7 protein-coding genes are annotated in these 13,202 nt (G+C 36.7%); all 7 read left to right on the forward strand.

The annotated features are described in order from the left end of the window. Window position 1: 1 nt before the first annotated feature. The 7 genes from pulA to ung all read left to right on the forward strand — a co-directional run bounded on the left by pulA (window position 2) and on the right by ung (window position 13,089). On the forward strand, window positions 2-2,116 hold the full coding sequence (pulA, locus tag RYK16_RS04860; protein WP_314851157.1) for a type I pullulanase: 2,115 nt from the start codon (window positions 2-4) through the stop codon (window positions 2,114-2,116). Window positions 2,117-2,119: 3 nt separating this feature from the next. Further along, complete coding sequence (gene secA / locus RYK16_RS04865; RefSeq protein WP_314851159.1) at window positions 2,120-4,444, forward strand: preprotein translocase subunit SecA; 2,325 nt, start codon at window positions 2,120-2,122, stop codon at window positions 4,442-4,444. 132 nt (window positions 4,445-4,576) lie between these two features. Continuing rightward, a complete protein-coding gene (locus tag RYK16_RS04870; protein ID WP_314851161.1) occupies window positions 4,577-7,021 on the forward strand; it encodes an Sgo0707 family adhesin in 2,445 nt (814 codons plus the stop codon). Between the two features lie 751 nt (window positions 7,022-7,772). Next, window positions 7,773-9,761, forward strand: a complete 1,989-nt coding sequence (locus tag RYK16_RS04875) for an FAD-dependent oxidoreductase (RefSeq protein WP_314851163.1) — start codon at window positions 7,773-7,775, stop codon at window positions 9,759-9,761. Window positions 9,762-9,829: 68 nt separating this feature from the next. Next, entirely contained in the window at window positions 9,830-10,456 is a 627-nt protein-coding gene (locus tag RYK16_RS04880; protein WP_314851165.1) for a hypothetical protein, read from the forward strand. Window positions 10,457-10,509: 53 nt separating this feature from the next. Next, window positions 10,510-12,363, forward strand: a complete 1,854-nt coding sequence (locus tag RYK16_RS04885; protein ID WP_314851166.1) for a DUF885 domain-containing protein — start codon at window positions 10,510-10,512, stop codon at window positions 12,361-12,363. A 60-nt stretch (window positions 12,364-12,423) separates the two neighbouring features. Then, window positions 12,424-13,089, forward strand: a complete 666-nt coding sequence (ung, locus tag RYK16_RS04890; RefSeq protein ID WP_314851168.1) for a uracil-DNA glycosylase — start codon at window positions 12,424-12,426, stop codon at window positions 13,087-13,089. Window positions 13,090-13,202: the final 113 nt, after the last annotated feature.

The raw sequence follows: 13,202 nt of genomic DNA on the forward strand, positions 1-13,202 counted from the left end.
GATGTCAATATTTAATGCGTATTTAGATGATTTTGGAAAAATAACTGTAACGATTGATCGTAGCTTTTATCATGGTGAATCGAGTCGTTTTCAATTGACAGGACTTGGTGGTTATGTCGAGGAACTATCAATAGAAGGTGTAGAAACTCACGACAGTTTTATCCTATATCGTCTAAAGGGTTTATATGAACCTAACTTCCGCATGGATTATCAGGTTCGTGAAAGTCATGGTAGATATACACCGCTGATTGCACGTTTAATTGTAAAGCGGGAACGTTTTAATGCCCTGTATGGTTATGAGAAAGATGATTTAGGCTCACACTATACACCTGAATATACATGGTTCAAGGTATGGGCACCAACTGCGGTAAATGTATCACTATCCTTAGACGTTAGTGGTGTTCAAATATTAAAGGCAATGGAACCTAGTGAAATGGGTACTTGGTATGTAAAGGTACCTGGTGACTTTAAACATGCGACATATACATATTTAGTAGAGCGTAATGGTAAAGTGGTTAAATCCTTAGACCCATATGCATATAGTTGTAATGGAAATGCAAAGGCAAGTGCAGTGATTGATTTATCTGAACTAGATAAGATTAAAGATTATCCTTTTGAAGATACAATCGCACCTACAGAAGCAATCATCTATGAATGCAGTGTTCGTGATATGACTATGCATCCATTTACTGGTACTACAACACATGGAAAGTTTAAATCATTGTGTGAGGATGGAACAGAATATAGAGGACTTCCAACTGGATTAAACTACATTAAGTCCTTGGGTGTAACGCATGTTCAGTTCATGCCATTAACAGACTTTAGTACGGTTGATGATTTCAAGCCAGAACTCAACTACAACTGGGGGTATGATCCTCGTCAGTATCTATCGTTAAAGGGAAGTTTCAGTTCTGATCCAGATCATCCATATGTACGCATGAAAGAATTTAAAGAACTAGTAGCATGTCTTCACCGCAATCATCTACGCGTAACATTAGATGTTGTCTTTAACCATGTCTATGATGTTGCGGAAACTGCATTTGACAGCCTAGTGCCATATTACTACTTCCGTTATAACGAAGAAGGTTATATGTCTAACGGTTCATATTGTGGTAATGACTTCGCTTCAGAGATGCCGATGGCTTCTAGGTATCTTGTATATGTTATTCGTAGTTTAATGCAAATATATGGTATCGATGGCTTCCGTTTTGACTTAATGGGAATTATAGATGTTGCTACAATGAATAAGATTCGTAATGAAGCAATTCGCAATAACCCAAGTGCCCTAATTTATGGTGAAGGTTGGGATATGCCAACGATGTTACAAGGATCACAAAAAGCAAATATTCATAACCAAGGGGCAATGCCTCACATTGGTCACTTTAACGACTATTTCCGTGATGTAATTAAGGGCAAGACAAGTGAAAGTGAAAAGTATGAACGTGGTTATGCGACTGGTAAGTGGGAAAATGCATTTGCTAGTTTAGCAGGTTTAACAGCAAACGTTCTTGATACACCACATTATAAGCGATTCTTCTCTCCAGATCAGTCTATTAACGGATTTGAAACACACGACAATAGTACAGTTTGGGATAAGATGCATGCATGTTGTAATAATGAAGATAGAGCAACACGTATTCGTCGTCAGAAGATGATGATTGCGATTACGATGGTTTCACAAGGTGTGCCATTTGTGCATGCTGGTTTTGAATTCTGTGATACAAAGAAGGATAATCATAATTCTTATAACGCTCCAGATGAAATTAACCGTATGGATTGGGAAAGAATGGAATATTATCAAGAAGTTGTGAAGTATTTCCGTAAGGCAACAGCACTTCGCAGATCAGTAAGTGAATTCTGTCTGAAAACTGCGTTAGAAATTAATGAAAAAGTGAAGGTTTGGGTTGCGGATGACCAAAGTGTATTCTATGATATTGCAGGTTCGAAGGGTAATGCAGAAACGATTCGTGTCATGATTAACCCATCAACAGGTGATCGCTTCTATAGTTTTGATGAGAAGTGGCAAGTCATCTTTGATGAAAATGGTAATAGCCAAACAGGCAAATCAAATCATGTTTGTGTTCCAGCATTAAGCCTAATCGTATGCAAGAGGTAGAATATGGGATTATTTGGAAATCTATTCGATAGTGAAAAAAGACATTTTCATCAAGCTGAAGTACTCGCAGATAAAGTTTTGAAATTGGAAGAAACATATGCGCAGAAAACAGATGATGAATTACGTGAAGTAACAAGACAGCTACAAGAAAAAATACAGGCAGGAACATCTTTAAAAGATGTACTGCCTGATGCTTTTGCGAATGCTCGTGAAGCAGCAAAGCGTGTATTAAATGAATTCCCGTATCGTGTTCAGGTATTAGGTGGTGTCCTACTACATGAGGGTGATATTGCGGAAATGAAGACTGGTGAAGGTAAGACATTAACAGCAGTTATGCCAATTTACTTACATGCCTTAGCAGGTAAGGGTGCACATGTTGTAACAGTCAATGAATATCTAGCAAAGCGTGATGCGGAGTGGATGGGTCGCGTTTATACTTTCCTTGGCCTAACGGTTGGATGTAACTTACATTCTCTTTCTGAAAGTGAAAAGAGACAGGCATATGCTTGTGATATTACATATACAACAAACTCAGAACTTGGATTTGATTATCTAAGAGATAACATGGTCATGCGTAAGGAACAGCGTGTATTACGCGGTTTACATTATGCAGTATTGGATGAGGTTGATTCTATCTTAATCGATGAAGCTAGAACACCATTAATCATCAGTGGTCCAGGACCGGTCTTGGATCAACAGTATATTCAAGCAGATCGTTTTGCGAAGAGTTGTAAGAGAGATATCGATTTTGAAATTGACCGCGAAGATCGTACCGTTGTATTAACGGAGGCTGGTTTAAAGAAAGCTGACCGTGCCTTTGGCATCGAGAACATCTATAATGGTAAACATGCAAGCATAGTGCACTATATTCAAAATGCAATGCGTGCAAATTATCTAATGACAAGAGATGTTGAATATGTTGTAGGGGATGATGAAATTATTCTTGTTGACCAGTTTACTGGTAGAAAGATGACAGGACGTGAATTTAGCGATGGATTACATCAGGCTATTCAAGCTAAAGAAAATGTTGGTATCAAACAAGAAACAATTACGCTTGCAACGATTACATATCAGAACTTTTTCCGTTTATATGATTTGTTAAGCGGCATGACAGGTACAGCAAAAACAGAAGAAAATGAATTCTTAAATACCTACAATATGCGGGTATATGAAGTACCTACAAACAGACCAGTAGCTCGTATTGACGAACCGGATTTGGTATTTAAAGATAGACATGAGAAATATGAAGCTATCGTTGCACATACAAAAGAACTGTATGAAAAGGGTCAGCCAGTATTAATCGGTACTTTATCTATTGGTATTAACGAAGCACTCAGCGAAATGTTAAAGAAGCAGAATATTCCTCATCATGTTCTAAATGCAAAAAATGATGAGAATGAAGCGGAGATTATTGCAAAGGCTGGTCAGAAGTTTGCGGTAACAGTTGCGACAAATATGGCTGGACGTGGTACAGATATTAAGCTAGGTGATGGTGTCAAAGAACTAGGTGGCCTTGCGGTACTTGGTAGTGAACGCCATGAAGCAAAGCGTATTGATAATCAGTTACGTGGACGTTCTGGTCGACAAGGTGATCCAGGATTTTCAAGATTCTACTGTTCGATGGATGATGATTTAATTGTGGAATATCATACAGACGAAAGTGAAGGTTTGATTGAGCGCTTCGAACATGATAAGGAAAATATCAATAAGATGAGAGCACTGATTGACCGCACACAAGAACGTGCTGAGGGTTTACACTTTGATACACGTAAGAATACATTAGAGTATGACGATGTATTAATGACACAACGCCATCTAATTTATGACCAAAGAGATAAGGTGCTCGATCTTGAAGATATGGAACCACTTGTTCGTGAGCTTATCAAAGAGAATGTATCTTCTGCAATTGACGAATATTATCAGATTCCTAACAAGAATGATGCAAAGCAAAAACTTGCAGAGTACCTGAATGGCATGGGAATTGATGGTATGCAGTATGCGGAAGCAATCCATAGAGGATCACAAGAAGAGATTACTGACGCAATCATGGATGTATACCATACAAAGACCGCAGAGCTTCCACAAGAAGAACTACAAAGTATGGTGAAGTTTATATTCCTACAGATTCTTGATCGTGAGTGGATTCATCATGTGGATGTGATGGAACATTTGAAAACAAGTGTACGCTTACGTAGTTATGCAAATGTGAAACCGATCGATGCATATCGTGAAGAGGGCTTTAATCGATTTAATGCAATGATGCAGAATATTTCTGAACAGACAGTTTCTACATTAATGAAAATACAATCTAATGTAATATCAGAATAAAATATGTATAATGAAAGACAGAATGATATAGAAATATACATTCTTTCTTTTTGATTTTTACAAAAATAGAGAAATTTTCTTAGTAAATGAATTATAATAATATAGATTATATATTTAGTTTGGAGGGGTAAGATGTTAAAGAAGCTATGGAAATATTTACAGGTAGCAATAATAACCATGTTACTGGCAATATCATCAATTTCTACATTACACGTGGCTGCGCTTGATGAGGTGAAGGATGATACAGATTTATCAAAACTAGAGTTGTACCAGTTCTCACTCACACAAGAAAACATGGAGATTATTTCACAATCATCCTCAGTCGTGAAAGATATTGTTGATCCAAATGGAACATGGAAACAGGCAACAGTATTTTCATTGAAGGTTGATAAAAATAATACTGCAGAAACATTCAATGAACCACTTAAATTGAAATTCTCCAATGCAGGTACTTTGTATGGGAAGAATGTAGATGTTTTTGTGACTATCAATAAAGTAAATACAGCTCTCCTTGCGAGAAATAGTGAGTATAACGATCCAAATAAGACAGTTCTCCCATTTTTAACAGTTGATGAAAATTGGGGTACAAAGTCTATTCAGATTATGGATTACATCTATCCAACACATCCAAATATTACGCATAATTTGGAAGGTGCATATGCATTTGATGCGGATGTAACTACAGAATTTAAATATCAGGACGGTACTCCATGTGACATTAAGATGGTTATGTTGCCATCAGATATCGATGTCGTTAAAGGTAGTCGTAAAGAAACATTCTCAATCTATGATATGAATAATTCTGTGGATAAGATTGTTATGAATAATGCTAACTATCTTACACGTACAACCAATGGAGATAAAACAACTTGGGAACCATCAGATGGTAGAGGAACAAGTGGAGATGCTGAGTACAACGCATCTGGATTTGCAGTACGTTCAACAGACAACAAGATGCATTTTGAATATACAACAACAGCAATTTGTGGTGGACTATTTGGCTTCTTTGCGGAAGCAAAAGCTCCAGAACCTACAAAGCAAGTAGATAAAGCAGAAGTTCCTGCTAAAATTGGGGAAGAACTCATATATACAACAGAATATACAATCCCTACTGCAGGTAAAAATATCATTGGTTCTTTCAGTAAAATGAGCATGACCGATGAATTTGATGAAAGATTGGATTTCCAGAGTGCTACTGTAAAACTTGCTGGACAGACTTTGACAGAAAATGATGATTATACTGTTGAAAAGAATGGGCAGAAAGTAACTATTCATATTGATAAAAAGCACTTAGGAAAAGCGAATAGTGGCAAGAAGTTTGAGATTGTCTTCAAAGTTAAGACAAATGAAAAGATTGTAGATAACGGAACTGTAATTAAAAACAAAGTAACGCAAACAGTTGATAATGTAATTACACCTTCTAACGAGGTGGAAACTAAGGTTCTCTACAACAAGACTCATGAATATATTAGTGGCACTCCTGGAAAAGAACTACCAACTGAAGTGAAGGTTTTATTACCAGATGATGTTCATAATATTCCTAATGGCACTACAGTCACTCCAGATACTCCAAAAGGAAATGTCACAAAAGTGAGTGTACCTGAAGGAAACTGGGTATTTAGAGGATATGATAAGCAGCAAGAAGTAATCAATAATAAGGATGCACACTTTATTGGTGTATGGGTGATTGAACCTTATGAATCACCAGTTAAAGATGTAGCATTCGCTGCAGATCCAACAACAAGTATTGATAATAAACCTGTTAAACCAGGGGATGAATTAGAATATTCCATCAAATATAAAAATACAACGACATCACAACGTGATGTAACCATGACAGATATTATCCCTGAAAATACAACGTATGTAGATGGTTCTGCTTCTCCTGCAGGTTCATATGATGCAATAACAAGAACATTAACTTTACAAAAGAATGCATTGGCTGCTGATGCGGAAGTTGTATTCCGTTTCAAGGTTAAAGTAAATGAAGATGTAAATGGTGCTGTGATAGAAAATACCGCGACGGTTAAATCTGGTGACAATACATTTACAACAAATACAACAAAGAATCCTACTCCAACACCACCGACAAAAGATGTTCATGAAGAAGGAAGATTAGATAGAAGTATTAATAATCAACCTGTAAAGGCTGGACAGATTTTAACTTATACAATCACCTATCAGAATACAACTGGTGAAAAGCGTACTGTGGCTGTTAGTGATATGATCCCTATGCATACACAATATGTAGATGGAACAGCAAACGAAGCTGGTGTTTATGATCCGTCAACAAAAACACTACGTTGGCAGAAAGTTGATTTAGATGCTGGAGACAGTGTAACATTCCAATTCAATGTCAAGGTTGATAATAATGTAGATGGTCAGGTAATTGAGAACCATGCCGATGTAGATGATGGCATTAATCATTACATAACTAACACAACAAAGAACCCAACCCCACAAAAAGTTACTCCAAAGACATCAGATAATACAAATATCTGGATGTATACAGGTGTACTTCTCTCTACAATAGTCATTGGTGTAATTGTATTAAAGAAGAGAGTTAAATCTGCTTAAAAAATTGAAGAGAATTTTCAAATATTGGGAATTCTCTTTTCTTACACTTTATTAAAAAGGTAATTTAAAATAGCATGGGGTTTCAAAAAACATGCAATAAAATCCCGTAGAGGGGATAGTTTTGATAAAAGACAATTCCAAAGAGTGATTCTCTACGGTATTGTCTTTTTGTCTGAAGAGTAACATTGTATTTATTATTTTTTCTGTTTCCTATTGTATGCTTGAATGTTTGATGTCAATGAGAAGCCAATCCTGTAAATTAGCGCGTAAATAACACGTGGTCTGAATCTTTCGGAATACTTAAGCAAAATTAGTTGTGGGTCAATCATATACAAAAAAAGGATATCTATGTCATCATAACTAGTGACTAAGATACCCTTTTTTAGAAAAGATTGAAGTATAGTTTGATTTTATTTGTTTAATGCATAAACTATTTTTTGGTATATATGCCTCGTTGCTTGTGCTCTCACTTTCTGGAATATAGACATTTCGCCAAGCAATGCCGATGGCTGAACATAAACTAGAGATGGCTAAGATACATGCAGGTAAAAATCAACCTGTTTATACATGTTGATTTTTTTCACTATCATTTGCAGTTCTTGCTGGTGTTGGAATCTACATGGCAATAAAGAAACATTAAGTAATAAAAAATTACAAGTGAGAATAAAAACAAAAATTAATTTGTTAAAGGGGGTGTTAATTTGTGAAAAAATGGTTTATCATAAAATCATCATATGGAGGGAAAAACATAATGAAAAAGTTGAGTATTTCTTTAGTTACTCTTGTTTTAGCCGGATCGTTAATTGGCTGTAACAAGGCAACTGAAACAACAACTTCCGCAAAGATGAAAGCCGGAACATACACAGCTTCAGCTACTGGTATGAATGACGACGTCACTGTAGAAGTTGAAGTAACAGAAAACGAAATCAAGTCAGTCAAGGTTACTTCTCACGCTGAAACACCTGGTATCGGTGGAGAACTTGTTGACAAGGCTGGAAAGGTTGTTACAACTGGGGGTGTAGCACCTGTTCAATTAATTCCAGAAGAAATCGTTAAGTATCAAAGTTTATCGGTAGATAACGTAACTGGTGCAACAATTACATCAGGAGCTATTAAGACTGCTGTTAAGGACGCTATCAAACAAGCAGGTGGCGATCCAGATGCATTTAAGAAGGACGCAACATACGAAGAAAGAAAAGACGTTGAAGCAGACGTTGTCGTAGTAGGTGGCGGCGGTGCTGGTCTTGCAAGTGCTGTTGAACTCTTACAAGGTGGTAAGAGCGTAGCAATTATCGAAAAAGCCGGTGAAGTCGGTGGTGATACATTAGTTTGTGGTGCTATTTATAATGCACCAGATCCAGCATTACAGCAACATGCTGAAATGAGTGATGCAGTTAAGACTACTATTGAGAAGGCTTTAGCTGAAACACCAATTAATGAACAACATGCAGCATTACAAGCAGAAGTTCAAGCTCAGTGGGATGCATACAAGGCTGCAGGTAGAACAGACTTATTCGACTCCAAGGAATGGTATGCATTACAGACTTGGATCAATGGTGATAAGGTTGCTAACTTAGATTTAGTTAAGGCATTATGCTACAACGCATTTGGTGGCTATGAATGGATCGAATCCATGGGTATGGAATTCCAGGATAAGATTTCTCAGGGTGCTGGTTCTCTATGGCAACGTACACACACATCTACAATGAAGATGGGTACAGGCTTTATCTCCGTATATGCTGATATGCTTGAAAAGTATGGCGATAAGGTTACATTATTAACAGAAACAACAGCTACTAAGCTTGTAGTTGATAATAACCAAGTTAAGGCAGTTAAGGCTACAGATAACCACACAGGCAAAGAAATTACAGTTACTGGTAAAGACGGTGTCGTATTAGCAACTGGTGGTTTCGGCGCTAACGCTAAGATGGTTCAAGAATACAACACAACAGGTAAGTGGCCAGATCTTTCTAAGACAGGTACAACAAACCGTTTCTCAGCATCACAGGGTGATGGTATCACAATGGCTAAGGATATTGGTGCTTCATTAACAGATATGGAACAATTACAGCTTCTATATTTAGGTAACTTAGTTGACGGTCAGATTTCTAAGTTCCCAGCACGTGATGTTAATGGTACAGACCAGATTATCTTCATCAATAAGGAAGGTAAGCGTTTCGTTCGTGAAGACGGTCGTCGTGACCAGATTTGCGGTGGCGTTCTAAATCAAACAGATAAGATGTTCTATATCCTTGAAAGTGGCGATGGTGCTGGTTATAAAGATATTAAAGATCCATCATGGAGAAGTGGTGACGGATTTACATTTGAATATCTAGAAAAGAATGGTTTCATTGTTTACGCGGATACATTAGAAGAACTCGCTAAGAAGTTAGACATGGATCCTGCAACATTACAGGCAACTGTAGATGAATTCAACAAGAGCGTTGAAAGTGGAAACGATGAATTCGGAAGAACTCTATACTCCACAAAACTTGAAAAGGGACCATGGGTTGCAACTCCTCGTCAGGCTTGCGTTCACCATACAATGGGTGGTGTAACAATTGACCCAGAAGCACGCGTACTCAATGAAAAGGGCGAAGTAATCAAGGGCTTATACGCTGCTGGTGAAGTAGTTGGTGGTATCCACGGTGCTAACCGTTTAGGTGGTAACGCTGTAGTAGATACAGTAGTATTCGGTAAGTTATCTGCTGATACATTACTAGCTGATACAAAAAAGTAAGTAATTAGAATAAATAAGCTAAGGTCTGAGTTCGCTCAGACCTTTCTTGTAAATCAGGAGAAATAGATATGAATAAACTGAAAAAGGTATTTCTTACGTGTACGATTATTTTTATGACAGGGTGTAAACTATTCTGGGAACCACCTACTGAGAAGCCTGTTATTTATCTATATCCAGAGAATACAACTGAGGTAGATGTAAAAGTAAATCTCGATGGGAAATTTACTGCAACTTATCCAAAGTATAATGATGGCTGGAAAGTTGTGGCAGAACCGGATGGAACATTACATGCATTAGATAATAAGAATTCATATTACTGCTTATTCTGGGAAGGTGTTGTAAACTATACTCCAGATTTTTCGACTGGTTTTGTTGTGAAGGGGTCTGAAACAGAGGCTTTCTTAGAAGAAGCACTTACCAAACTAGGACTAAATGATCGTGAGAGAAATGAGTTTATTATCTATTGGTTACCTCACATGCAGGATAATGCATATAACTTAATTTCCTTTCAGAATGAAAACTATACAAATCATGCGGCACTCGACATTTCTCCAAAGCCAGATACAGTCATTCGTGTCATGATGGCATGGAAACCATTGAAAGAATCAATAACGATTCAACCCCAGAAGTTAGACAGTGTAGAACGTAATGGATTTACAGTTGTTGAATGGGGTGGAACAGAATATAAATCGTAATATTTCTCAAAAAGCATACTTCTGTTATACTAAGGAACAAGGAGAATGAATAAATGAAGATAAGAAAGTTTTTACTTGGCTTAATTGCCATGGCACTTCTTTGTGTAATTTCACCTGTACATGCAGAAGAAACAAATGCGGATTTTGATCAGTTTATGAAAGATGAGTTCATCGAACTGATGGAGAGTGATTATATATCACTACATTTCGCATTAAAGGATTATGAGAAATATGGTATTACAAAGCCAGAACCAACGATTGGTGAACCACCTACGATTGATAACTCAGAGAGTATTGCAAAGGTTGAAAAGAGTTTAAAGGCATTAGAACAGTTTGATTATGATACATTGTCTGATGTACAACAACATGACTACGATACATATAAGTATTACTTAGAAAGTACTCGTGAGTTATTAAACTATCCAATGTTTGATTTCCAGTTCTTACCAAACCGTGGTATTCAAAGCAATCTGATTACAAACTTTACAGAGTTTATTTTCTATAAGCAAGAAGATATTGACGACTATCTATCAGTATTAGAGAGTGTTCCAGCATATATTGAAGGAGCATTAGAAGTCACTCGTACACAGGTAGCAAACGGATACTTCATGACAGACGCTGCTTTGGATAGCACATTAGATGGTATAGCAAAGTTTGTTGCGAAGACTGATAACAATCCACTTATTCAAATTTTTAATCAAAATATTGATAAGTTTGAAGGTTTGACAGAGGAACAACGTGTTGCATATAAAGAAAAAAATCGTGACTTTATCTTAAATACATATATTCCTGAATATCAGAAACTTGCGCAAGAACTTGAAACATTCCGTGGAACTCGTACATCTTTAAGCTTATATGACTTGCCAGATGGAAAAGAATACTACGCAGCATTATTACGCTCTAAGTCTAGTTCATCTGCTTCTTTACAAGAGTTATTTGAATTAACAGATGAGCAGTTAAAGAAGTTAATTGATGAAGCTAGAAGTTTATACTTGAACGCTAAGAAGTCTGATAACTTAGAAGAAACATTACCAGAAAAAGATCCAACAGAGATTTTAAAAACATTACAAGGACAATTACAGGAATTCCCTGAAGGTCCTGAAGTAACATTTACAGCAAGTTACTTAGATCCATCTGTTGCTAATGATGCGATTGTTGCATATTACATGCAGCCACCAATCGATGACATCGTAAATAACGTTATCAAGATTAATGGTGCTAACGTAAATTCAACGAATGAAATGTTTACTACTTTAGCACACGAAGGTTTCCCTGGACACTTATTCCAGATTACTTGGTATTTGAATACAAATCCAAATCCATTACGTACACAGCTCAGCAATATTGGTTATACAGAAGGTTGGGCAATGTACTGTGAAGATGTTGCTTGGGCATATTCTGAGTTAAATGATGGTGCAAAGGAAGAAAATCGTATCAATACAAACCTTAACTACATCTTACCTGCACAGGCTGATTTCTTAGTAAATGGTATGGGATGGGATGAGAAGAAGTTAGGAAAGTACTATGAATCATTAGGATTAAATGCGGCAGCAGCATCCAATGTTATTGCGGCTGTAACACAAGAACCAGCTTCTATTGTTCCTTATGGTATAGGTCTAACATATTACCTTCACTTCCGTGATCAGGCGAAAGCTGCACTTGGAAGAAAGTTTGATGTAGTAGAATTCAACCGTATGTTATTAACACATGGTGATCGTCCATTTGATATCGTACAAAAGGACTTAGAAAAGTATCTTGAAGCTAGTGGTGTAAGTGCTACAACATCTACTTCTAACAAGCCATTTATCAATCCAGGTAAGATTGGTCTTTGGGTATCGTTGGCAGCTACAGTATTAATTTTAGTTGTTGTATTTATCCGTAAGAAAAAAGAAAATAACTATCAATAAACTAGTAAAAAATCATACCGAAGTGGTATGATTTTTTATATAAGAGGAGTACATATTAAAATGGATAATCAATGGACAGAATGGTTGCATCAAGAGTGGAAGAAAGAATACTTCTTGAAGCTATCTGACTTTTTAAAGAATGCCTATGAAACAAAAGAGATTTATCCACCAAAACAACAAGTTTTCTCTGCCTTTCATCATTGTGATTATAAGGATATCAAGGTAGTTATTCTTGGCCAAGATCCATATCACCAAAAAGGACAAGCTCATGGTTTGTGTTTTTCTGTAAATCCAGGTGTAAAGATACCACCAAGTCTTTTGAATATGTACAAAGAATTACAAGCAGAATATGGCTATCCAATTCCAAACAACGGATATCTTGTGCCATGGGCAAAACAAGGCGTATTCCTATTGAATACAGTGATGACTGTAGAAGATTCTCATCCACAGAGTCATGCTGGCATGGGATGGGAAACGTTCACGGACCATGTGATTCAAAAAATCAATGAAAAAGAGGAGCCGGTAGTCTTCTTATTGTGGGGAAGAGCAGCTAGAAATAAAGCATGCATGATTGATAAAACGAAGCATCTTGTACTGGAGGCTGCACATCCATCACCTCTGTCTGCATACAATGGCTTTTTCGGCTGTGATCACTTCAAGAAAGCCAATGAATTTCTGGAAAATAATCATCGTAAGGGAATTGATTGGCAGATTAAATATATTTGATAAATTCACCAAAAAAATGAGTAAAAATCTATTTATTTTGCGGATTGGTAATGTTCTGATTATCAATATTAGTTTATAATGTAAGCGTATCCATAGTTTTAATAAGGAGGACT

It is taken from the genome of uncultured Solobacterium sp., assembly GCF_963550625.1.
Classification (GTDB): domain Bacteria; phylum Bacillota_I; class Bacilli_A; order Erysipelotrichales; family Erysipelotrichaceae; genus Bulleidia.